The 23,391-nt window shown below is 72.1% G+C and carries 18 protein-coding genes; 10 read left to right on the top strand and 8 right to left on the bottom strand.

Features of this window, described 5'->3' with window-relative positions:
• Positions 1-12 precede the first annotated feature (12 nt).
• The 4 genes from CP976_RS12135 to CP976_RS12120 form a co-directional block, all read right to left on the bottom strand.
• Complete coding sequence (locus CP976_RS12135; RefSeq protein WP_150480368.1) at positions 13-1,506, bottom strand: phytoene desaturase family protein; 1,494 nt, start codon at positions 1,504-1,506, stop codon at positions 13-15.
• 477 nt (positions 1,507-1,983) lie between these two features.
• Positions 1,984-2,613: a TetR/AcrR family transcriptional regulator gene (locus CP976_RS12130; RefSeq protein WP_150480367.1), complete on the bottom strand. Its 630-nt coding sequence runs from the start codon at positions 2,611-2,613 to the stop codon at positions 1,984-1,986.
• Positions 2,614-2,684: 71 nt separating this feature from the next.
• Positions 2,685-4,769 (bottom strand): YhgE/Pip family protein, encoded by a 2,085-nt coding sequence (locus CP976_RS12125; protein WP_150480366.1) that lies wholly within the window; start codon positions 4,767-4,769, stop codon positions 2,685-2,687.
• Positions 4,741-5,535: an ATP-binding cassette domain-containing protein gene (locus CP976_RS12120; RefSeq protein WP_229875825.1), complete on the bottom strand. Its 795-nt coding sequence runs from the start codon at positions 5,533-5,535 to the stop codon at positions 4,741-4,743. Before CP976_RS12120 ends, CP976_RS12125 begins: the two co-directional genes overlap by 29 nt.
• 181 nt (positions 5,536-5,716) lie before the next feature.
• Here CP976_RS12120 and CP976_RS12115 point away from each other — a divergent pair, with 181 nt between their 5' ends.
• The 3 genes from CP976_RS12115 to CP976_RS12105 all read left to right on the top strand — a co-directional run bounded on the left by CP976_RS12115 (position 5,717) and on the right by CP976_RS12105 (position 7,954).
• A complete protein-coding gene (locus tag CP976_RS12115; RefSeq protein WP_150480365.1) occupies positions 5,717-6,280 on the top strand; it encodes an SAV_6107 family HEPN domain-containing protein in 564 nt (187 codons plus the stop codon).
• Positions 6,281-6,475: 195 nt separating this feature from the next.
• Positions 6,476-7,273 carry a methyltransferase gene (locus tag CP976_RS12110; RefSeq protein ID WP_150480364.1) on the top strand — a complete coding sequence of 266 codons (798 nt, stop codon included), beginning with the start codon at positions 6,476-6,478 and terminating at the stop codon, positions 7,271-7,273.
• Positions 7,274-7,552: 279 nt separating this feature from the next.
• Positions 7,553-7,954: a DUF3040 domain-containing protein gene (locus tag CP976_RS12105; RefSeq protein WP_086604991.1), complete on the top strand. Its 402-nt coding sequence runs from the start codon at positions 7,553-7,555 to the stop codon at positions 7,952-7,954.
• A 264-nt stretch (positions 7,955-8,218) separates the two neighbouring features.
• Here the strand turns inward: CP976_RS12105 and CP976_RS12100 are convergent, their stop codons facing one another.
• The 4 genes from CP976_RS12100 to CP976_RS12085 all read right to left on the bottom strand — a co-directional run bounded on the left by CP976_RS12100 (position 8,219) and on the right by CP976_RS12085 (position 13,867).
• Positions 8,219-10,612, bottom strand: coding sequence for a transglutaminase TgpA family protein (locus CP976_RS12100; RefSeq protein ID WP_167537327.1), 2,394 nt, complete (start codon positions 10,610-10,612; stop codon positions 8,219-8,221).
• Positions 10,612-11,973 (bottom strand): DUF58 domain-containing protein, encoded by a 1,362-nt coding sequence (locus tag CP976_RS12095; RefSeq protein WP_150480362.1) that lies wholly within the window; start codon positions 11,971-11,973, stop codon positions 10,612-10,614. Before CP976_RS12095 ends, CP976_RS12100 begins: the two co-directional genes overlap by 1 nt.
• Positions 11,973-13,010, bottom strand: coding sequence for an AAA family ATPase (locus CP976_RS12090; protein WP_086851215.1), 1,038 nt, complete (start codon positions 13,008-13,010; stop codon positions 11,973-11,975). Before CP976_RS12090 ends, CP976_RS12095 begins: the two co-directional genes overlap by 1 nt.
• Before the next feature lie 308 nt (positions 13,011-13,318).
• Complete coding sequence (locus CP976_RS12085) at positions 13,319-13,867, bottom strand: beta-class carbonic anhydrase (RefSeq protein WP_150480361.1); 549 nt, start codon at positions 13,865-13,867, stop codon at positions 13,319-13,321.
• Positions 13,868-14,241: 374 nt separating this feature from the next.
• On the opposite strand from CP976_RS12085, the gene rsmH reads away from it, so the two are divergent.
• The 7 genes from rsmH to murD all read left to right on the top strand — a co-directional run bounded on the left by rsmH (position 14,242) and on the right by murD (position 23,295).
• Entirely contained in the window at positions 14,242-15,198 is a 957-nt protein-coding gene (gene rsmH, locus CP976_RS12080) for a 16S rRNA (cytosine(1402)-N(4))-methyltransferase RsmH (protein ID WP_150480360.1), read from the top strand.
• 31 nt (positions 15,199-15,229) lie between these two features.
• Positions 15,230-15,679 (top strand): cell division protein FtsL, encoded by a 450-nt coding sequence (gene ftsL, locus CP976_RS12075; RefSeq protein ID WP_150480359.1) that lies wholly within the window; start codon positions 15,230-15,232, stop codon positions 15,677-15,679.
• 5 nt (positions 15,680-15,684) lie between these two features.
• Positions 15,685-17,643: a peptidoglycan D,D-transpeptidase FtsI family protein gene (locus CP976_RS12070; RefSeq protein WP_373304882.1), complete on the top strand. Its 1,959-nt coding sequence runs from the start codon at positions 15,685-15,687 to the stop codon at positions 17,641-17,643.
• A 181-nt stretch (positions 17,644-17,824) separates the two neighbouring features.
• The gene (locus CP976_RS12065) at positions 17,825-19,345 is read left to right on the top strand and encodes a UDP-N-acetylmuramoyl-L-alanyl-D-glutamate--2,6-diaminopimelate ligase (protein ID WP_150480357.1); all 1,521 of its coding nucleotides are present in this window, start codon (positions 17,825-17,827) and stop codon (positions 19,343-19,345) included.
• 28 nt (positions 19,346-19,373) lie between these two features.
• Positions 19,374-20,780 carry a UDP-N-acetylmuramoyl-tripeptide--D-alanyl-D-alanine ligase gene (locus CP976_RS12060; protein ID WP_150480356.1) on the top strand — a complete coding sequence of 469 codons (1,407 nt, stop codon included), beginning with the start codon at positions 19,374-19,376 and terminating at the stop codon, positions 20,778-20,780.
• Complete coding sequence (mraY, locus tag CP976_RS12055) at positions 20,780-21,871, top strand: phospho-N-acetylmuramoyl-pentapeptide-transferase (RefSeq protein WP_086854586.1); 1,092 nt, start codon at positions 20,780-20,782, stop codon at positions 21,869-21,871. Before CP976_RS12060 ends, mraY begins: the two co-directional genes overlap by 1 nt.
• Entirely contained in the window at positions 21,853-23,295 is a 1,443-nt protein-coding gene (gene murD / locus CP976_RS12050; RefSeq protein WP_190146944.1) for a UDP-N-acetylmuramoyl-L-alanine--D-glutamate ligase, read from the top strand. The genes mraY and murD overlap by 19 nt, the downstream gene beginning before the upstream one ends.
• The last annotated feature ends 96 nt before the right edge of the window (positions 23,296-23,391 follow it).

The raw sequence follows: 23,391 nt of genomic DNA, 5'->3' as shown, positions 1-23,391 counted from the left end.
GAGGCGGCGAGCTCACTGGGAGCCCCGGAACTCCGGTCCCTCCACGATCAGTCCCGCCACCAGCGCGCCCGACATGCCGGCGTGCGGCAGTCCGCCACCGGGGTGCGCCCAGCCGCCGACGGTGAACAGACCGGGCACGCGCGTGCTGTTGGACGGATGCAGCAGCCGCCCGCCGTCCGCCGCCAGGGCGGGCACGGGCACCGCCCCGCCCTCCGCGCCGGTCGCCCCGGCGATGTCGGCCGGGGTGCGCACCTCGTGCCAGAGGAGACGGTCGCGCAGGTCGGGTACGGCGCGTTCGGCGACGGTGATCATGTTGTCGGCGAGGTCGTCGTAGGGCTCGCCGGGCCGCGCGGGTACCACCGTCGTGACGGTGACCGCCTCGTGGTCCGGGTCCGGGACCAGCCCCGGGTCGTCGGGCCGCAGGACCGTGACCGTCGGGTGTGTGTTCCCCGCCGCCTCGCCGAACAGGGCGTCCAACTCGGCCTCGCGGTCCGCCGCGTGCACCACCGTGCGGTGTGCCGTGCCCTCGGGGCGGGCGTCGCGCAGGGCGAGCAGCACCGTGAGCCGGCTCGCCGTCGCGGGCTGCGGCGGCACCTCGCCGTCACCCCGCACCGCGGCCTGTGCCGACAGCCGGTCCAGCGTGCCGGGTGCGACACCGGCCACCACGAAGTCCGCCTCCGCGACCGCGCCGTCGGCGAGTTCCACCCCCGACGCCCGGCCGTCCTTCTCCAGCACCCCGGTCACGTCGGCGCCGAAGCGGAACTCGACCTTTCGGGCCACACACCGCTCGTACACCGCCCGGGCCAGCTCGCGCAGGCCGCCGCGCACGTACCACGTGCCGAAGGCGTGCTCCATGTACGGCAGCACGGCCGCGCTCGCCGGGGTGGTCCGGGGATCCAGGCCCTGCGCCAGGGCGTGGCTCTCCAGGAGCGCGGCGAGCCGGGCGTCCCGCAGCTCCCAGGCGCCGACCTCGGCGAGCGTGCCGGCCCGGCGGGTGCGCAGCAACCGCTTGTGGGGCACCGCCGGGTACGGCTCGCGCTCCGCCAGCACCTGCCAGTTCGGCCACAGCGGCTCCTCCAGGAGGGGCCGGCGGGTCCGGTCCCAGGCCTCGCGGGCCCGCACCAGGAAGTCGCCCCACCGCCCGCCGGCCCCGGAGCCGAGTGCCTCGTCCAGAGCCGCCACGACGCCCGCGCGCGAGGCGTTCGGCAGCGAGACCCGGGTGCCGTCCGCGAACACGTGCCGGGACGACGGGTCGACCTGGACCAGGTCGACGCAGGCCTCCAGCGGCTCCTTGCCGGTCTTGACGAACAGGTCGCGGTAGACGGCGGGCAGCGGGAGCAGGCCGGGTCCGGTGTCGAAGGAGAACCCGTCGCGCTCGAAGCGGCGCAGGGCTCCGCCGTACGTGTCCGTCCGCTCGTACACCACCACCCGGTGGCCCGCCACGGCCAGCCGGGCGGCCGCCGCCAGCGCGCCCATCCCGGCGCCGATCACCGCAATCCGTGCCATGCCAGGGACTTTATCGGCCCCCACTGACAGTCCCCGCCGACAGCCTCCGAGTACGGGCACGGAAGCGATCGTGACCAGTCGGCCGCCCGGTGTTCTGGGGCCGCGTGCGCAGGGCTGAGTACCCGTACCTAGTGAGGGAGTTGAGTACGCGCGCGGATGGGCGGGGACCTGCGCGAACGAGAGAGTGGAGGCACGGAGAGGGGCACGGCTCCGGTACCGGCGACACGGGGCGCCGGAACGGGACCGGGCCCACGATCCGCTCCTTCCGCCGACGGTGTCGGCGGGAGCGAGGCACGGGGGAGAACCGGGGGACGACCGAACGGGGGTCCTGCGGGGGAACGCACGGGGGAGCAGGAAAACGGGGGAGCGAGGAAGGCGCCGGTTCGAGGTGGCCCGCGGGGGACGCGGCCACAGCGGACCGGCGCTTTCACGTCTGCGCCGGGGCCGCCTTCAGCGGCAGCCGCTCAATGTGTGGCCTCAGCGGCAGCCGCTCACCCGCCCCTGGAGCAGCCGGGACAGGGCCGCGTGGACGTCGTCCAGGGAGCGCTCCGGCTGGAAGGACTTCCAGTCCAGCGCGGCCACCAGGACCATGCCGACCAGCGCGGCCGCCGTCAGCGGGACGTCGATCTCGTCGCTGAACTCGCCGCCCGCCACTCCTTCGCGCAGCACGTCCTCCACGACCGCGACGGCCTGCTGCCGGACCACCATCAGCGTGGACTGCCAGGCCCGGTTCGTGCGCCACAGCTCGGCCACGTACAACTGCGTGAAGGCCGGGTAGCGGTCGATGAAGACCAGCCCCGCGCGGATCATCGCGTCCAGGGCGTCGACCTTGGTGCCGTCCTCGCGGGCGGTCCGCTCGGCCGCTTCCCGCAGGGAGGCGGTGAGGAGGCCGACCCCGTGCCGCAGCAGTTCCTCGAAGAGGACGGACTTGCTCGCGAAGTTGTAATAGACCGTGCCCTTCGCGACTCCGGCACGCTCGGCGATCTCGTCCACGGTGGTGGCGGAGAAGCCCTGCTCGGCGATGAGCGTGACGGCCGCCTCGTAGAGCTTCTGCCGGGTGGCCTCGCGGCGCGTGCTGCCGCCCGACGCGGCACTGCTGCTTTCCATGGCCCTGATTGTCACAGGAACCTTTCCGGGGGATGTCACCGAAGGGTGCGCAGGGGGTGTCACCGAGCGACTCACAGGCCCAGCTCCGGGTGCAGCCGGTCCAGCGTCCACACCTGGCGGCGGCGGGCCGCCACGGCGGTCAGCGCGAGGGCGCCGGCGGTGAACGCCGTCAGCACCACGCACGCGTGCCACACCGGTTCCAGACCACCGCCCGTGATGAGCCTCCGGAGGGCCTCGACGACGTAACTCATCGGCAGGAAGGGGTGGAGCGCGTTGAAGAAACCGGGGCTGGTCTGCACGGGGTACGTGCCGCCCGCCGAGGTCAGCTGGAGCATCAGCAGGGCGAGCACGAGGATCCGGCCGGCCGCCCCGAAGCGCGCGTTCAGCCACTGCACGATCGCCGCGAAACACGCCGTCACCAGGAACAGGAAGCCCACCGTCCCGGCCGCCCGCACCATCTCCAGGCCGACCGCCCAGTGCAGCACCGACATCAGGGCCACCGTCTGGAGCACCCCGATCGCCACCACGGGCAGCCAGCCGGCCAGCGCGATCCGCCATGCCGAGGCGCCCGCGGCGAGCGCGCGCCGGTTCATCGGCGTGATCAGCATGTAGGCCACCATCGCGCCCACCCACAGCGACAGCGGGATGAAGTACGGGGCGAACCCGGTGCCGTAGTTGGGCGCCTTGTGCAGGTCCTGGGAGGCGAGCCGCACGGGGTCGGCCATGACCTCCGTGCGCTGGTCGCGGTCCCGCTCGTTGTAGTCGGGGATCCGCTCCGCCCCGTCGTGCAGCCCGCCCGCGAGCTTGCCGGAGCCGTCGACGAGCTTGAACATGCCGCCGTTGAGGTCGTCCGCGCCCGTCTTCAGATCGCCGACGCCCTTGTCCAGGTCGACGGCACCGGTCTTGGCCGTGCCGAGTCCCTTGTGCAGCTTCTTCGCGCCCGCGGCGACCTCGGCCGCCCCGTCGTTCAGCTTGTTGATCTTCTTGACTGCGTCGTCGAGGTCCTCGGAGAGGTGCGGCGCGCGCTCGGCCAGGGCCCGGGACTGCTTCTGGAGGGTGGCGAGGTTCTTGTCGAGCTCGGTCAGGTCGCCGTTCTGGTCCGCGATCAGCGTGTTGACGTCGTCGGCGATGACGGCGACGTCGGCGGCCGCGTCCTTGGCCTTCTTCAGGTCGGCGCAGGCGGCGTCGGGCAGGACGGGGTCGTCACAGCGCCTGGCGTAGACGCCGTCCAGGGTGTCCGACGCCGTACGGGCGCCCTTGGCGGCGGTCGGGGCCGTCTTCGCCAGGGTGTCCAGGTTCTTGCGGATCACCCCGGAGGAGTCCGCGACGAGCCGGGCCGTGTCGCCGATGGTCTTCTCGTTGCCCTTGAGGAAGGGGCCCAGCTTGTCGGCGTACGTGTTGACCTTGTCGGCGAGCTTCCGCGTGCCCTCCGCGACCCGCTTCGAGCCGTCCGCCACGTCGCCCGCGCCCTTGTGGAGCTTCTTCAGGCCCGTGGACAGATCACCGCTGCCGTCCTTGGCGTCCTTCAGACCGTCGGCGAGGTCCTTGGAGCCCTTCTCGGCCTTCCCGATGCCGCCCTTGAGCTCGTCGGCCCCCTTCGCCGCCTTCACGGTCTTGCCGTGGATGTCGGAGAACGAGACGAAGATCCTGTCCAGGAACGACCGCGACGTCTTCGTGGACGCGGCCTGCCGCACCTCGCTGAACACCGTCCGGGAGATCTGCCCGACGATGTAGTTGTTCGCGTCGTTGGTGCGCACCTGGAGGGCGCCGGTCTCCGGGGTCTTCCCCGAACTGGAGGCGATCCGCTCGCTGAAGTCCGCGGGCATGGTGAGCGACAGGTAGTACGTGCCGTCCTCCACACCCCTGCGGGCCTCGGCGGCACTCACCTCCTGCCAGTCGAAGGTCTTGCTGTCGTGCAGCCGCTCCGTGATGTCGTCGCCCGCCGTGATCTTCTTCCCGTCGGCGGTCGCCCCCTGGTCGGCGTTCACGAGCGCCACGGGGATCCGGTCCAGGCGGCCGTACGGGTCCCAGAACGACCACAGGTACAGCGCGCCGTACAGCAACGGCAGCACCAGCAGCGCGACCAGCGCGGCCCGCGGCAGCTTGCCCCGCCCGAAGCGGCGGAGCTCAAGCGCGGCCAGTCTCGGCGAGCGCATCGGCCTTCTCCTCTCCCTGGTCGGCCTCGTCGTCCTCGGCCGCTCGGTGATCGTCGCTGTCGTCCTGGTTCTCCTGCGTGGACACCCGGACGGCGCCCGCCGGGGCCTCACTGCACACGGCCACGACCGTCGTCCCGGCGTCGGCGAGGGATCTCAGCAGGGACCAGACCTCGTCCCGCTCGCCGTCCGAGAGCTTGAGGTCGGTGTCGTCGACCCCGAGCAGCAGCGGCCTGCCGATGAGCGCGAGGGCGACCGACAGCCGCAGCGCCTCCAGACGCTCCAGATCGCGCACCGCGGTACGGGACGCCTTGGGCAGCGCCTCCAGGTCGAGACCGGCGGCGGCCAGTGCCGCGCCGACGCGCCGCCCGGCCTCGGCCGCCCGCTCGCCGCGGGGCCGCAGCAGTCCGCGCAGGGAGTCGCCGAACCGCCGCTGGAGCAGCGCCCGTTCCCGCAGGTGCTCGCCGACGGTCAGGGCCGGGTCGAGGTCGGTGACCCCGGGTACATGGGCCAGGGCGCTGACGCGGCGCACCGCCGACAACTGCTTGGGGAGCCGGGCCTCGCCGACAGTGGCGGTGCCCTCCGCGATCTTCATCCGCCCCGTCAGCGCGAGCAGCAGGCACGTACGGCCGGACCCGGACGGGCCCTCGACCGCGACGAGCGATCCCGGCTCCGCGTCGACGGAGATCCCGCGGAACGCCCACCCGCGCGGCCCTTTGACCCCAAGGCCCTCGGCGGCGACCCGCGCCCCTCCCACTCGTTCCCCCACGAGTCTCCTTCGATTGAGAACTGAAGTTTTTGAACTGACTGGTCAGTGCAAAAACTACTCCGAACCTACGAGCGAGGCAAAACCGCAGGTCAGATCGGATTGTCAGTGCCATACCTCACGATGGGTCACATACGGCACTCCGTAACGGACATGCCGTCACACAGACGACAGGAGGTTCGTCATGGCCAGCTACCACGCAGCAGCCGCCCGCCGGCGCCGCGCCACCGGCCCTGCCCCCTCACTGACCGGTCCGGCGAGCGATGTCCACCCTGTGCTCCGCCGCGCCTCGGCCCCGCCCGCCGCCCTCGACCTGCTCGCCCAGGCCCGCGCCGGCCTCGACGAGGCCACCGTCCTGGAAACACCGAACGAGCGCTACGCGACGGCCCACCTCGCCGCCCTGCGCACGGCCGCCGCCGTGCTCGCCGCCCGGGGAAGGCCGGAGACCTCGCCCCGGGCCCGGGCCAAGATCAGGAGCGCCTGGGAAGTGCTCCCCGAGATCGCGCCCGAACTGTCCGAGTGGAGCGCGTTGTTCGCCTCCGGTGCCCGGCGCCGTGCCCGGGCCGAGGCGGGCATCCAGGACGCGGCCAGCAGCCGGGACGCCGACGACCTGATACGGGACGTGGCGATGTTCCTCCGCATCGTCGAGCGCATGCTGGTCCTCCAGCCGGTCCTCCCGCAGCCCCGCGCGGACCAGGACGACCCGGAGGCACCGGGGGAGGGGCGGGACATGCCGGACGCGGGCTGAGCAGGCATGCCGGCGCGTGTCCGCCCGGTCGTGCCGACGCGTGCCCGGGTGAGGACCGGGCCATGCCGGCTGCCCAGTCGGAGGCAATAGGGTGGGGGACGCCTGAAGTCTTCCCTCCCCGTCGCCGGGGCCGGGGAAGGCGCCCCGTTCGCTCCGCCGTGCAAGTGGCGGTGCCGCGCCGAGGAGTCAACTGCCGTGTCGGACCCGATGCGCCCCCGCGCCTCACTCCGTACCGCCGTGGTCTGGGAGGTCCTCCAGGACGCCCTGGACCGCCGGGTCAAGGCCACGGGTCGGGAGTCGCTGGACGTCCTCGACACCGGGGGCGGCAGCGGCAACTTCGCGGTGCCCGTCGCCCGTCTCGGTCACCGGGTCACCGTCGTCGACCCCAGCCCCAACGCGCTGTTCGCCCTGGAGCGGCGCGCCGCCGAGGCAGGAGTCGCCGACCGGGTGAAGGGCGTGCAGGGCGACGCCCACGGCCTCTTCGACGTGGCCGAGCGCGGTGGCTACGACGTGGTGCTGTGCCACGGCGTCCTGGAGTACGTGGACGATCCGGCCGAGGGCGTGCGCAACGCGGTGGCCGCCCTGCGCTCCGAGGGCGTCCTCAGCCTGCTCGCCGCCGGCCTCGGGGGTGCCGTGCTGGCCCGCGCCCTCGCCGGGCACTTCAAGGAGGCCCGGCAGGCGCTCGACGACCCGAACGGACGATGGGGCACGGGTGACCCCGTTCCGCGCCGCTTCACCGCCGATCAGCTCACCGGACTGGTCGAGGGCGCGGGCCTGCGTGTCGGCGCCGTGCACGGCGTGCGGGTCTTCGCCGACCTCGTGCCCGGCGTCCTCGTCGACACCGAGCCCGGCGCCCTGGAGGCGCTGCTGAAGCTGGAGGAGGCCGCCGCCGAGCTTCCCGCCTTCCACTCGGTGGCCACCCAGCTTCATGTGCTGGGTGAGACTCCTGGGACTGGTGAGGTAATCGAGACCGGTGGGTCGGTCGAGGCCTGAGCCGCTTCGTGAGGTACCGCCGCTGATCAGCGCCTGGCCTGTGCATGGAGTACGCCACAGGCCCCCCGAATGGCGGCTAGGCGCCGTATGATCGAGGGAGACCGTTCCGGCATGACGGGTCGGCCGCCGGGGAATGTAGGCCTCAGCGAGCCGGGATGTTCATGGCGTGTTCCGGTTGGCCAATTGGCGCAGAGGGGCGGGTTTCACGGGGGCGATTCCCTGCCTATCCTGAAGAGACCCCCCGGGTCGCCCCGGCGACTGCACGATGAGGAGGACTCCGTGCCGCTCTCGGAGCACGAGCAGCGCATGCTCGAGCAGATGGAGCGAGCGCTGTACGCCGAAGATCCCAAGTTCGCGACGGCGCTCGAGGGAAGCGGGCTGCGTACGTACACCCGGCGACGGGTCTACCAGGCGGTCGCGGGCTTCCTCGTAGGTATTGCGCTCCTCATGGCCGGTATGGTCGCCAAACAGGTCTGGCTCAGCGTCGTGGGCTTCCTCGTCATGCTGGGCTGTGCGGTGCTCGCCGTGACCGGCTGGCGCAAGGCCCCCAAGCCGGGCGAACAGGCGGCCGGGGCCGGCGGACAGCCGGCCGCACGCCGTCAGGGCCGGCAACGGCGCTCCATGATGGACCGCATCGAGCAGCGCTGGCAGAAGCGCCGCGACGAGCAGGGCGGCCATTAGCCCGGAGCACAGATCTCCAGGACACCTGAAGACATGAGTCAGGGGGTGACCACCGACTGGGTGGTCACCCCCTGACGTGTGCGTACAAGGAGCGACTGGTTACCGGGGGTACCGGGGGAGGGCTTCCCTGCGAGGCCGCCCCCACCCTCCGGCGCGTGCTCACCCGGGGTGACGGGAAGCCGAACGCATCACCGGCCGACCCCGGGCAGACACAGCGAGGCCGGCCGGGCGCACAAGCCCGACCGGCCTAAGGCCCCCGGCCCGTCAGCCCTGCTGCCCCGATGCCTTCCGCCACGTCGGCCGCAGCGCCAGAGCACGTTCCCGCACGCCCGACCACCAGGCCGACGCCGCCCACACCACGCGCACGGTGGAGCGTGGGGCCAGCACCGCACGGAGCCTGGTGCCCCGGCCGACCCCGGCGCTCAGGCTCGCCGCCGCGCGGCGGACGTCGTCCGTGAGGCCCGGCGTCGGGCGGGGCTGCGGTGCGTACAGGACCTGTTCCACCGCGTTCGCCACCCGGTGCACCGAGGCCTCGGCCGTCGCGTCGAGGGAGCCCAGCCGGACGATGCGTGCGGCAGCCTTGCGTGGCGTCTGTGACTCGTCCGGCGCGATGCCGAAGTCCCAGGCCGTGTCGGTCAGCTCCTGCCAGACGGCCAGCGTGTGCGGCACCGCGTCCGCATCACTGCGGCCGTGCGCCCCCAGCCGGACCGCCCGGATCCGTCGGCGCCACAGCATCGGTGCCAGCGGAAGCGCCAGAACGGCGAGACCGGCCAGGGCCCAGGCCAGGATCGCGTACCACTTCGGCCCGTCGTCGCCCGTGGGCAGCGCCGCCTGCGGGGACTCGCTCGCGCACCCGCCGTCCAGCTTCCTCTGCACCGGCGTGCAGCTCTCGCTCGTCGAGGGGGTCGGGGACGGCGCGGCGGACGACGTCTCGGACGGTCGGACCACGTCCGGGAGCGAACTGCCGGGGCTCTCGGGCAGCGTGTACGGCGGCATCGAGCCGCGGTTCGGAGTCGGCTCGAAGCGGGTCCAGCCCACGCCCTCGAAGTACAGCTCGGGCCAGGCGTGCGCGTCGCGCAGCCCCACCGACACCGAGCCGTCCGCCTGCGGGGTACCGGGCGCGAAGCCCACCGCGACCCGGGCCGGTATGCCGAGCGAGCGCGCCATCGCCGCCATGGCGAAGGAGAAGTGCACGCAGAAGCCCTGCTTGTCCTTCAGGAAGCGGGCGATCCCCTCCGAGCCGCTGCCGACCTGCACCTGGGTGTCGTACTCGAAGCCGCCGGTCACGGCGAACCAGTCCTGGAGCTTGACCGCCTGGTCGTAGGGGTTGGCGGCGTCCGCGGTCACCTGGCGGGCGGTGCGCGCCACGACCGCCGGGAGCGAGTCGGGCAGCTTGGTGAAGTCGCGCACGATGGCTGCCGGCGGGGGCGCCGCCGAGGCCAGCTGTTCCGCCGTCGGCTGCACGTCCAGGCTCTTGACCTGGTACGTGAGCCCTCGTGTGTTCTGGCCGTGGTCGCCGACCAGCGTCATCCCCAGGGGTTCGTAACGCCAGTTGCCCCGGATGTCGACGCCGCTCGGCGGGTACGGCATGGGCAGCCAGTCCTGGCCGTACCAGCCGGCCGCCGTGATCGTGGTGTCGACCTCCGTGCGCTTGACCTCGGAGCCGAGGCCGGTCGGGGTCGGGAAGGTGCCGTCGGGGACGGCGGTGATGGAGCGCCGGGCCGGCTTCCAGGTCGTGCCGTCGAACTCGTCCAGGGACACGATCCGCAGATAGAGGTCCGAGACGTCGGCCATCTTCGTCTTCACGGAGAGGACCTGCCGGTCCTCGTCCACGTTCAGATTGTCGCGCAGCGAAACCAGCGGGTTCACGGCGGAGATCGTGCCGCCGCCGCCCGTGCCGCCGCCCGCGCCCGCACCCACGGAGTCCAGCAGGCCCCCGTTCATCGCGGGCAGTCCCAGCGGCACCACCAGGGCGATGCCCAGCGCGACCACGCCGATCCGCCGGCCCGTGCGGACCGGGGCGACCACGCCGCTCGGTTCCCCTCCGGCCGTGCGCGGAGCCCCGCCGAAGACCCGGCCCCACTGGGACAGCCGGTCCCGGCCCTCGGCCAGGAGCAGCATCAGATAGCCGGCCGCCGCGACCAGGAACCACAGCCAGTCCGTGCCCCCGTCGGACAGCCCCGCGGCCACCGAGTACAGCGCGAGCAGCGGCAGGCCGGCCGGGGCGGCGCTGCGGAAGGTCACCGCGAGGGTGTCCACCAGCAGCCCGATGATCAGGACGCCGCCGATGAGCATCAGCCGGATGCCGTCGGACTCCAGGGGCGCCGGTATCGCGTACCGCGCGATGTCGTCCCCGCCCTGCCGGAGCAGGACCTCGAAGCGGTCGAGGGCGTCCGGCCCGGGCACCAGCCCGGCGAGGGCCTGCTCACGGGCGAAGAGGAACGTCAGCAGCAGTACCGTGACCACGGCCTGTGCCGCCACCGTCAGCGGGCGCGCCAGCGGCACCCTGCGGGCCGCGGCACCCACGCCCGCCTGCACGGCCAGCAGGAAGGCCGCCTGCACGATCCAGGTCGCCGGCTTGACGAGGGGCAGCAGGGCGCACGCGGCCATCAGTGTGGCCGCCCACGCGCCCAGCGTCAGTCGTACCCGCCCGCTCATCACGGTCCCTCCCCGCCGCCCGCGGCGGCCATCCCCCTGCGCTCCCGGTCCGCCTGCCGCCACAGCTCGTCCACGGAGGCACCCCGCGGCACGCCGAGGGCCGTCCAGCCCGCCTCGCGCAGCATGCGCAGCCGCTCCCCGCTCCCGTCCAACGGACCGGGCACGTCGCTCGGTTCCCGCACCCAGGAGTCGCTGTCCAGGACGAAGGCGACCGCGCCCGGGCTGCGCTGCCGCATCCGGCCCAGCACGGCCGCCTGCTCCTCGTCCAGGTCGCCGAGGAAGGCCACCAGCAGCCCCTCGTTCCCGCCGCGCAGCACGTCGTAGGCCCGGGACAGGCCCGCGCCGTCGGAGTGGTCGATCACCGCGAGGGTGTCCATCATCAGCCCGGCCGCGTCCGCCGACTCCTGGTTCGCGCCCGCGAATCCGTCACCGCCCTCGCCGGGCACCGCGTTGCCGGTGTCCGTCAACAACCGGACCGAGAAGCCCCGTTCGAGCATGTGCACCAGCACGGACGCCGCGCCCGACACGGCCCATTCGAAGGCCGAGTCCGGTCCCGCGCCCTGGTAGGCGATGCCCCGGGTGTCGAGCAGCACCGTGCAGCGGGCGCGCTGCGGCTGCTCCTCGCGGCGCACCATCAGCTCGCCGTAGCGGGCGGTGGAGCGCCAGTGCACACGGCGCAGGTCGTCGCCGTAGCGGTACCCGCGGGGAATCACGTCGTCCTCGCCGGCCAGCGCGAGCGAGCGCTGCCGCCCCTCGCCGTACCCCTTCGCCTCACCGCTGAGACGCACCGGGGCCAGCGGCTCCACGCGCGGGATCACCGTCAGCGTGTCGAACGTCGAGAAGGACCGGGTCAGCTCGCACATGCCGAACGGGTCGGTCAGGCGAAGCTGGAGCGGGCCCAGCGGGTAGCGGCCGCGCAGGTCGGAACGGACCCGGTAGGACACCTCGCGCCGGCCGCCCGCCTCCACCCGGTCGAGCACGAAACGGGGCCGGGGACCGAGCACGTACGGCACCCGGTCCTGGAGCATCAGCAGACCCGTGGGCAGCCGCGAGACGTTGTCCATCCGCAGGTGGACCCGGGCCTCGCTGCCCGCCGGCAAGCGCGCGGGGGAGAGGCGGCGGCTGCCCGCGACCCGGTAGCGCGTGCGGTACAGCACCGTCGCGCACACCAGCGGCAGCACCGCCAGCAGCAGGCCCACGCGCAGCAGGTCGCTCTGCCCGAGCACGTACGAACAGACGGCGGCCGCGACGCCGGCGGCCAGGAAGGAGCGTCCGCGGGTGGTCAGACCGGCCAGGGCGGTGCGGATGCCTCCCTTGTCGCCCCGGTCGGCCTCCGCCTGCCCCGTCCCCGCGGTGGTCATCACAGCCTCCGCGGCGGCTGCTGGGGATACGCCGGCACGCCCCGGCCGAGGCCGCCGAAGCCGCTCTGCTGCGGCGTCGCCGGGACCGGCGTGCGCTGGAGGATCTCCTCGACGACCTGCTCGGCCGTGCGGCGGTTGAGCTGGGCCTGGGCGGTGGGCAGCAGACGGTGGGCCAGGACGGCGACGGCGAGTGCCTGCACGTCGTCCGGCAGCGCGTACTCCCGGCCGCTCAGGGCCGCGGACGCCTTCGCCGCGCGCACCAGGTGCAGCGTCGCGCGCGGGGAGGCGCCCAGTCTCAGATCGGGGTGCGTGCGCGTGGCGCCGACCAGTTCGACCGCGTAGCGCCGGACCGGCTCGGCGACATGGACGCCGCGCACCGCCTCGATCAGCTTGAGGATCTCGTGCGCGTGGGCCACGGGCTGGAGGTCCTCAAGCGGCGAGACGCCGCCGTGCACGTCCAGCATCTGAAGCTCGGCCTCGGCGCTCGGGTAACCGACCGACACCCGGGCCATGAAGCGGTCGCGCTGGGCCTCCGGCAGCGGGTAGGTGCCCTCCATCTCGACCGGGTTCTGCGTCGCCACCACCATGAAGGGGCTGGGCAGCTCGTAGGTCTTGCCGTCGATGGTGACCTGGCGCTCCTCCATGGACTCCAGGAGCGCGGACTGCGTCTTGGGCGAAGCGCGGTTGATCTCGTCGCCGATCACGACCTGCGCGAAGATCGCGCCGGGCTTGAACTCGAAGTCGCGGCGCTGCTGGTCCCAGATGGACACACCGGTGATGTCCGAGGGCAGCAGGTCGGGCGTGAACTGGATGCGCCGCACCGAGCAGTCGATGGACCGCGCCAGTGCCTTGGCGAGCATCGTCTTGCCGACGCCCGGGACGTCCTCGATCAGCAGATGTCCCTCGGCGAGCAGTACGGTCAGCGAGAGCCGTACGACCTCGGGCTTGCCCTCGATCACGCCTTCCACCGACTCCCGCACGCGTTCCACCACGGCGGTCAGATCAGTGAGGCTCGCTCGATCGTCATAGGTCGTCACCCGGCCCTCCTCGGCCTTTCCCTTGCTCCCAGGGAGCACGGGATACCCCATTTTCCCGGGCCGACGCCACATGACGCAGGCCGGCCCACCCCGAACCACGGACACCACGCGTGAAAGGTTCCGCGTGACGCCACTCCCGCATTCTTGCTGCCGTTACCGATTCGTGTCACTCGACTGTGGATAACTGGCCGCGATATGTCGGTCTTGCGACCATTCGAACGCGTGACTGACAGGCTTTCGACAGCTACAGCAGGTTGTGCCCGGGGTGGGCTGTCAGGTCAGGAGGCGGGATCGATCAGCGGGGTCGATCAGGCGGGGTCGATCTCCCGCAGCAGGCCGGTCTTCACGTCGAAGACGAACCCCCGCACGTCGTCCGTGTGCGGCACGAACGGCGAGGTGCGCACGCGCTGCATGGACTGCCGTACGTCCTGGTCGACGTCCCGGAAGGACTCCACCGCCCACGCCGGGCGCTGGCCGACCTCGGCCTCCAGTTCGTTGCGGAAGTCCTCGGTGAGGCTCTCCAGGCCACAGCCGGTGTGGTGGATGAGGACGACGCTGCGCGTCCCCAGCTTGCGCTGGCTGATGGTGAGGGAGCGGATCACGTCGTCGGTGACGACGCCGCCCGCGTTGCGGATGGTGTGGCAGTCGCCGAGTTCGAGACCGAGCGCCGCGTGCAGGTCGAGACGGGCGTCCATGCAGGCCACGACGGCCACGTGCAGCACGGGCCGGGCGTCCATCCCCGGGTCGGTGAACTCGGCGGCGTACCGGGCGTTGGCGTCGACGAGGCGGTCGGTGACCGTGCCGCTGCCGGCTGTGGTGCTCTCCGAGGCTGTGGGAACCGATGCAGAAGTCGTCATAACCCATGACGTTACTGGTCACACCCGGTCCAGGCCTCTTGTGAGACTGGACAAAGAATGCCAGCGAGGCGGGGTTGTGAGGTAACCCACAAGGGTGGTGGGCCGCCGGACGCGACGCGCAGGCCGGTTGATTGACCGGGAGACAGGGTGGACTAAAGTGACGCGAAGCGGGAGGCGAGACTCTCCCCGCTGGACTGTTCACCCCGGAGATCCCGGCGACGACCGGAGATCTCCCCACGTGCGCGGCGCGTACGTACGGCTCGGCCTCCTCCCGCTCCCGGTCGGCTGACGCTTCCGGCGCCGGCAGGCCTCCCCTTCACGAGCGGGCGGGGACCCGGCGGTGCGTATGGGCCCGCCGGATCTGAGAGGGCCCCTTGAGCCAGAGTCGACACGTTCCGGTGATGCTCCAGAGGTGCCTGGATCTGCTGGCACCCGCCCTGGAGGGGCCGGAGCCGGTGGTCGTCGACTGCACCCTCGGCCTCGGCGGCCACAGTGAGGCGCTCCTGGAGAGGTTCCCCGGGATCCGCCTCGTCGCCCTCGACCGCGACAAGGAGGCCCTGCGCCTGTCCGGCGAGCGCCTCGCGTCCTACGGGGAGCGGGCCACCCTCGTGCACGCCGTGTACGACGAGCTCCCCGAGGTGCTGCACCGGCTCGGCATCGCGCGCGTGCAGGGCGTGTTGTTCGACCTCGGGGTCTCCTCCATGCAGCTCGACGAGGCCGACCGCGGCTTCGCCTACGCCCAGGACGCCCCGCTCGACATGCGGATGGACCAGACGTCCGGGGTCAGCGCCGCGGAGGTCCTCAACACGTACCCGCCGGGCGAGCTGGTTCGCATCCTGAGGGCGTACGGCGAGGAGAAGCAGGCCAAGCGGATCGTGTCCGCGGTCGTGCGCGAGCGGGAGAAGGAGCCGTTCAGCACCAGCGCGCGGCTGGTCGAACTGATCCGGGACGCGCTGCCGCAGGCCGCCAAGCGCACCGGTGGCAACCCGGCCAAGCGCACCTTCCAGGCGCTGCGCATCGAGGTCAACGGCGAGCTCGCCGTCCTGGAGCGGGCGATCCCGGCCGCCGTGAAGGCGCTGGACGTGGGCGGGCGGATCGCCGTGCTGTCGTACCACTCGCTGGAGGACCGGCTGGTCAAGCAGGTGTTCGCGGCGGGTGCCGCCACCACGGCGCCGCCCGGGCTGCCCGTCGTGCCCGAGCGCTACCAGCCGCGGCTCAAGCTGCTCACGCGCGGTGCCGAACTCCCCACCGAGGAGGAGATCGCCGAGAACCGGCGGGCGGCACCGGCGCGGCTGCGCGGCGCCCAGCGCATCAGGGAGGACATCGAGTGAGGCGTCTGAAGGCCGTACCGAGGGAGCGTGAGTGAGCACCAAACCCGAACTGAAGGGGAGGGCGGCACGTCTGGCGCAGCTCTTCCCGACCGGCCCCGGGCAGGCGGCGCGCACCCCCTTCGTCCTCCTCGTGGTCCTCCTCCTCGGCGGTGGTCTCATCGGCCTCCTGGTGCTGAACTCGGCCCTCAGCGAAGGCGCGTTCAAGCTCGACGACCTCCAGCGCGAGACCAAGAGCCTCACCGACGAGGAACAGGCCCTCCAGCGGGACATCGACGCCTACTCCGCTCCCGAGGCCCTCCAGCGCCGCGCCCGCGAACTCGGCATGGTCCCCGGCGGCGACCCCGCCTTCCTCGCCCCCGACGGCACAGTCAAGGGCTTCCCGAGTCCCGCCCCCGGCGTCCGGCAGACCTTCGCCCACATCCCCCTGGTCCTGGCCCCCGAGGCCATGCCCAACGGCCCCACCTCAACCTCCGGCAGGTGACGGAAGTGACCGACAGGGAACCCCCGCGCCGCCGCGTGCCCGGGCCCGCCAGGCCCGCTCGACCCGACGCCCGGCGCCGCCCGGGGCCCGGTGCCCGGCCGGCCCGTCGCCCGGCCCCGGCCCGTCAGGCGGCGCCCAAGCCGCTCCGGCTGGGCAGCCCCCGCCCCCGGCTGCGTCTGGTCGGGCTCGCACTGACGCTGGTGCTGATCGCCTTCGTCGTACGGCTGTTCCAGGTGCAGGCCGTCGACGCGAGCACGTATGCCGCCAAGGCCGAGCAGAACAGGTACGTCGGGCAGGTGCTGGCCGCGGACCGCGGGGAGATCACCGACCGGTCCGGGGTGGCCCTGGCGACCAGTGAGGACGCCTACGACATCACGGCCGACCCCACGATGTTCGCCCCCGACCAGCTGAAGATCGGGGACGGGCCCGAGCAGGCGGCCGCGCTGCTCGCGCCGATCCTGGGCCAGGAGCAGGAGACTCTGGTCCAGAAGCTGCGGCCGAAGAACAAGGCGCTGCGCTACGTCAAGCTGGCCTCCCGTCAGACCCCGCAGGTCTGGAAGCAGATCAAGGACCTGAAGTCCGCGCTCGCCAAGAAGGAGGAGACGGACAAGTCCGCGCACAACGTCCTCGGGGGCGTCTTCTCCGTCGCCACCAGCAAGCGCGTGTACCCCAACGGCGACCTCGCCGCCGGGATACTGGGCTGGGTCAACGGCGAGGGCAAGCCCGGCGGAGGCGTCGAGCTCCAGCTGAACAAGCGGCTGGCCGGCAAGGACGGCAAGATCCGCTACGCCCAGTCCGGCGGCCGGCTCGTCCCCACCGCGGGTTCCACCGAGACGCCCGCCGTGCCCGGCAGCGACGTCGAACTCACCATCGACCGCGACATCCAGTGGGCCGCCCAGAAGGCCATCAGCGACCAGGTGAAGGAGTCCGCAGCCGACCGCGGCTACGTCATCGTCCAGGACACCCGCACCGGCCAGGTCCTGGCCATGGCCAACTCACCCGGTTTTGACCCGAACGACCTCTCCGACGCCGACTCGGCCGCCCTCGGCAACGCGGCCCTCCAGGACGCCTTCGAACCCGGCTCCACCGCCAAGGTCATGTCGATGGCGGCCGTCCTCCAGGAGGGCGCCGCCACCCCGATGACCCACGTCGTCGTGCCCAACCGGCTGCACCGCGGTGACCGGCTCTTCAAGGACGACGTGAACCACCCGACCTGGTACCTGACGCTCAACGGCGTCCTCGCCAAGTCCAGCAACATCGGCACCATCCTCGCCACCGGGCAGCTCGGCAAGACCCAGGCCCAGTCCAACAAGGTCCTCTACGACTACCTGCGCAAGTTCGGCCTCGGCAGCTACAGCGGCCTCGGCTTCCCGGGCGAGACCAAGGGCATCCTCGCCCCGCCCGACAAGTGGTCGACCTCGCAGCAGTACACGATCCCTTTCGGCCAGGGCGTCTCCATCAACGCCATGCAGGCGGCGTCGGTGTACTCGACCATCGCCAACGGCGGCGTCCGCGTCGAACCCACCCTCGTACGCGGCACCAAGGGCCCCGACGGCCGCTTCACCCCGGCCCCCAAGCCCGAGAAAACCCGGGTCGTCAGCGCCAAGACGGCGAAGACCCTCGCCCAGATGCTGGAGTCGGTCGTGGACGACGAGGAGGGCACCGGCACCAAGGCGCGTATCCCCGGCTACCGCGTCGCGGGCAAGACGGGCACGGCCAACCGCGTGGATCCGGCCACCGGCATGTACAAGGGCTACACCTCGTCGTTCGCCGGATTCGCGCCCGCCGACAAGCCCCGCATCACCGTCTACTGCGCCATCCAGAACGCCACCGAGGGCAACTACTTCGGCGGCCAGATCTGCGGCCCCGTGTACAAGCAGGTCATGGAGTTCGCACTGAAGTCCCTCCAGGTCCCGCCGACCGGGGCCAAGCCGGCGAAGCTCCCGGTCACCTTCAAGCGCTGACCGGCCGCAAGCCCCGGTCGGCACGGAACCCACCAGGAACCACCTCGTGACAACGATCACCCCGGACCCGGGGAACCAGAGCAGCCCCCGCCCCTCACTTCGCCCGGAGGCGGGTACGCCCGGTACGCTCACCGCCGTGCCACACGCTGATCAGTCCCAAACCACCCAGAAGGGCCATCCCGTGACATACCCCGGGCCGCCCAGGCCGGCGCAGGTCTCCGCCACACCCCTCGCGGAACTGGCCCGGCAGCTGGGTGCTCCCGCGCCGGAGGGCGCCGCCGACGTCACGGGCATCACCCACGACTCGCGCGCCGTACGCCCCGGCGATCTGTACGCCGCCCTCCCGGGCGCCCGCCTGCACGGCGCCGACTTCGTCGACCAGGCCGCGAGCCTCGGCGCGGCCGCCGTGCTGACGGACCCCACCGGCGCCGAGCGCGCCGCGGCCTCCGGGCTGCCGGTCCTGGTCGTCGACGACCCCCGCGGACGGATGGGCGAGCTGGCGGCCACGATCTACCGCCACCCCGGCCGGGACCTCCTCCAGATCGGCATCACCGGCACCTCCGGCAAGACCACCACCGCCTACCTCGTCGAGGGCGGCCTGAAGACCGTCAGGTCCACCGGCCTGATCGGCACGGTCGAGATGCGCATCGGCGACGAGCGCATCAAGTCCGAGCGCACCACCCCCGAGGCCACCGACCTCCAGGCCCTCTTCGCCGTCATGCGTGAACGCGGCGTCGAGGCGGTGGCCATGGAGGTCTCCAGCCACGCCCTGGTCCTCGGCCGCGTCGACGGCTGCGTCTTCGACATCGGCGTCTTCACCAACCTCAGCCCGGAACACATGGAGTTCCACTCCGACATGGAGGACTACTTCCAGGCGAAGGCGCAGCTGTTCACCCCGAAACGGGGCAAACTCGGCGTGGTCAACGTCGACGACGAGTACGGCCGCAGGCTGGCCAAGGAGGCCACGGTCCCGGTCGTCACCTACTCCGCCGAGGGCCACCCCGACGCCGACTGGCGCGCCGAGGACGTCGAGGTCGGCCGGCTCGACTCGACGTTCACCGTCATCGGGCCCAAGGGCGAGCGGATCAGCGCCAAGTCGCCGCTGCCGGGCCCCTTCAACGTGGCCAACACCCTCGCCGCGATCGTCGCCCTCGCCGTCGCCGGGCTCGACCCGCAGGCCGCCGCCGACGGCGTCGCCGCCGTACCCGGCGTACCGGGCCGCCTGGAGCGCGTGGACGCCGGACAGCCCTACCTCGCGGTCGTCGACTACGCGCACAAGACCGACGCCGTCGAGTCGGTGCTGCGCGCCCTGCGCAAGGTCACCGAGGGCAAGCTGCACATCGTCCTCGGCTGCGGCGGCGACCGGGACAGGACCAAGCGGGAGCCGATGGGCGCCGCCGCGGCCCGGCTCGCCGACACCGCCGTACTGACCTCCGACAACCCCCGTGGTGAGGACCCTCTCGCGATCCTCGCCACGATGCTCCAGGGCGCGGCCTCCGTGCCCGCGCACGAGCGCGGCGAAGTGGCGGTCTTCGAGGACCGGGCCGCCGCGATCGCCGCCGCCGTCGCCCGTGCCGAGCCCGGCGACACCGTGCTGGTCGCGGGCAAGGGCCACGAGCAGGGCCAGGACATCGCCGGGGTGGTCCGTCCCTTCGACGACCGCCAGGTGCTTCGCGAAGCCATTCAGAAGACCCAGGGATGAAATCCCGCATGATCCAGGGGATGAACTTGTGATCGCCCTCTCCCTCGCCGAGATCGCAGAAGTCGTCGGCGGGCAGACGCACGACATACCGGATCCGACCGTCCAGGTCACCGGCCCGGTCGTCCGGGACTCCCGCGAGGCGGGGCCGGGCAGCCTGTTCGTCGCCTTCGCCGGCGAGCGCGTGGACGGCCACGACTTCGCGGCCGCGGTCGTCGAGGCGGGAGCGGTGGCCGTGCTCGGCACCCGGCCCGTCGGCGTGCCCGCGATCGTCGTGGACGACGTCCAGGCCGCGCTCGGCGCCCTCGCGCGGCACGTCGTACGACGTCTCGGCGCCACCCTCGTCGCTCTCACCGGCTCGGCGGGCAAGACCAGCACCAAGGACCTGATCGCGCAGGTGCTCCAGCGCAAGGCGCCCACGGTCTTCACGCCCGGCTCGCTCAACAACGAGATCGGGCTGCCGCTGACCGCGCTCAGCGCCACCGAGGACACCCGGTTCCTCGTCCTGGAGATGGGGGCCCGCGGTATCGGGCACATCTCCTACCTCACGGGTCTCACGCCCCCGAAGGTCGGCCTCGTCCTGAACGTCGGCAGCGCCCACATCGGCGAGTTCGGCGGCCGCGAGCAGATCGCGCAGGCCAAGGGCGAACTCGTCGAGTCCCTCCCGGAGGACGGGACGGCCGTCCTCAACGCGGACGACCCCTACGTGCGGGCCATGGCCTCCCGTACGAAGGCGAAGGTGATCTTTTTCGGAGAGTCCGACGAAGCGGACGTTCGCGCCGAGAACGTGCGACTCACGGACACGGGACAGCCCGCATTCAGGCTTCACACACCCTCCGGTGCAAGCGATGTGACCATGCGCCTGTACGGTGAGCACCACGTGTCGAACGCGCTCGCCGCGGCCGCCGTCGCCCACGAGTTGGGCATGTCCGCAGACGAGATCGCCGTCGCGCTCTCCGAGGCGGGCTCCCTCTCCCGCTGGCGGATGGAGGTCACCGAGCGCCCGGACGGCGTGACGGTCGTCAACGACGCCTACAACGCGAACCCCGAGTCCATGCGAGCCGCTCTGCGCGCGCTCGCGGCGATCGGCAAGGGGCGCCGTACGTGGGCGGTGCTCGGCAAGATGGCCGAGCTCGGGGACGAGGCTCTCGCCGAGCACGACGCGGTCGGACGGCTCGCCGTCCGGCTCAACGTCAGCAAGCTCGTCGCGGTCGGTGGCAGGGAAGCCGCCTGGCTGCAACTGGGCGCATATAACGAGGGTTCGTGGGGTGAGGAGTCGGTGCACGTGTCCGACGCACAGGCGGCGGTCGACCTGTTGCGCAGCGAGTTGCGCCCGGGAGACGTCGTACTCGTGAAGGCGTCCCGTTCGGTCGGCCTCGAGAGCGTGGCGCAGGCGCTGCTCGAGTCCGGTGCCGAGGGTGAGGTTTCCGCCCGATGATGAAGCAGATCCTGTTCGCAGGAGTCATTGGCCTCTTCCTGACCCTGGTCGGCACCCCGCTGCTGATCAAGCTGCTCGCGCGCAAGGGCTACGGTCAGTACATCCGCGACGACGGCCCGCGCGAGCACGCCAGCAAGCGCGGTACGCCGACCATGGGCGGTATCGCCTTCATCTTCGCGACGGTCGCCGCGTACTTCCTGGCCAAGGTGATCACGGGCTATCTGGACCCGGAGGCCGACGCGGCGCCGACCTTCTCGGGTCTGCTGGTGCTCGGTCTGATGGTCGGCATGGGTCTGGTCGGCTTCCTCGACGACTACATCAAGATCGTCAAGCGGCGTTCGCTGGGTCTGCGGGCCAAGGCGAAGATGGCCGGCCAGCTGATCGTCGGCATCGCCTTCGCGGTGCTCTCGCTCCAGTTCGCGGACAACCGCGGCAACACCCCGGCCTCCACGAAGCTGTCGTTCATCACGGACTTCGGCTGGACGATCGGCCCCGTGCTGTTCGTGGTCTGGGCGCTGTTCATGATCCTCGCGATGTCGAACGGCGTGAACCTCACCGACGGTCTGGACGGTCTGGCCACCGGCGCCTCGGTGCTCGTCTTCGGTGCCTACACGTTCATCGGCGTCTGGCAGTTCCAGGAGTCCTGCGCCAACGCGCAGACGCTGACCAACCCGGGCGCCTGCTTCGAGGTGCGGGACCCCCTCGACCTCGCGGTGGTGGCCTCCGCGCTGATGGGCGCCTGCCTCGGGTTCCTGTGGTGGAACACCTCGCCGGCCAAGATCTTCATGGGTGACACCGGTTCGCTCGCGCTCGGCGGTGTGCTCGCCGGCCTCGCGATCTGCTCCCGCACCGAGCTGCTGATCGCCCTCCTCGGCGGCCTGTTCGTCCTGATCACCATGTCGGTGGTCATCCAGGTCGGCTCCTTCAAGCTCACGGGCAAGCGCGTCTTCCGGATGGCGCCACTCCAGCACCACTTCGAACTCAAGGGCTGGTCCGAAGTACTCGTCGTGGTCCGCTTCTGGATCATTCAGGGCATTTGTGTGATCGTCGGACTGGGCCTCTTCTATGCAGGATGGGCAGCGGACAAGTGACCTCCTCGGTGTCTTCGGAGTTCAAGGGCAAGCACGTCACCGTCGCCGGGCTCGGCGTCTCCGGCCTCCCGGCGGCCAAGGTGCTGCACGGCCTCGGCGCGATCGTCACGGCCGTCAACGACGGCGCCGACGAGCGCGCGCGGGCGCAGGCCGCCGAACTGGAGGCGCTCGGCATCACCGTGCGCCTCGGTGACGGCGACACCCTGCCCGAGGGCACCGAGCTGATCGTCACCGCGCCCGGCTGGAAGCCGGACAAGCCGCTGTTCGCGGTGGCGGAGCGGGCAGGCGTCCCCGTCTGGGGCGACGTCGAGCTGGCCTGGCGCCTGCGCGGCCCCGACGCGGCCCCCTGGCTCGCCGTCACGGGCACCAACGGCAAGACCACCACGGTGCAGATGCTCGCCTCGATCCTGAAGGCGGCGGGCCTGCGCACGGCCGCCGTCGGCAACATCGGCGTCTCCCTGCTGGACGCGGTGCTCGGCGAGGAGCAGTACGACGTGCTGGCCGTGGAGCTGTCCAGCTACCAGCTCCACTGGGCGCCGTCCCTGCGCGCCCACTCGGCCGCCGTGCTCAACCTCGCCCCCGACCACCTCGACTGGCACGGCTCCATGGAGGCGTACGCCGCCGACAAGGGCCGCATCTACGAGGGCAATCGCGTCGCCTGCGTCTACAACGCCGCCGACAAGGCCACCGAGGACCTGGTCCGCGAGGCCGACGTCGAGGAGGGCTGCCGGGCCGTCGGCTTCACCCTCGGCACGCCCGCGCCCTCCCAACTCGGCGTCGTGGAGGGCATCCTCGTCGACCGTGCCTTCGTCGAGAACCGGCAGAAGAACGCCCAGGAGCTCGCCGAGGTCGCCGACGTCAACCCGCCGGCCCCGCACAACATCGCCAACGCCCTCGCGGCGGCGGCCCTCGCGCGGGCGTACGGCGTGCCCGCCAAGGCCGTACGGGACGGCCTGCGGGCGTTCACCCCGGACGCCCACCGCATCGCGCACGTGGCCGACGTGGACGGGGTCGCGTACGTCGACGACTCCAAGGCCACCAACACCCACGCCGCGGAAGCCTCGTTGGCGGCCTACGAGTCGATCGTGTGGATCGCGGGCGGGCTGGCGAAGGGGGCGACGTTCGACGAGCTGGTCACCAAGTCGGCGCCGCGGCTGCGGGGGGCCGTACTGATCGGCGCGGACCGCGCGCTGATCCGCGAAGCCCTGGCGCGACACGCACCGGAAGTACCCGTCGTCGACCTCGACCGGACCGACACTGGGGCGATGCGCGCGGCGGTTCAGGAGGCGCGGCGGCTCGCTCAGGCCGGTGACACGGTGCTGCTGGCTCCGGCCTGCGCCTCCATGGACATGTTCGCCAACTACAACAAGCGCGGGGACGCTTTCGCGGACGCCGTTCGCGAGCTCGGCTCCGCCGACGGCTGACCCGGGTCCGCCTCGCCCGGCGGCGGCGCCGGGCGTATCTGGGAGGGACGCGTGACACGGATGTGGCTGGTGCCCGAGCGGCCGGGGAGCGAAACA

Source organism: Streptomyces coeruleorubidus (genome assembly GCF_008705135.1).
GTDB lineage: Bacteria > Actinomycetota > Actinomycetes > Streptomycetales > Streptomycetaceae > Streptomyces > Streptomyces coeruleofuscus.
Note: the sequence above shows the minus strand (reverse complement) of the source record. Positions and strands in the feature narration are given on the sequence as shown.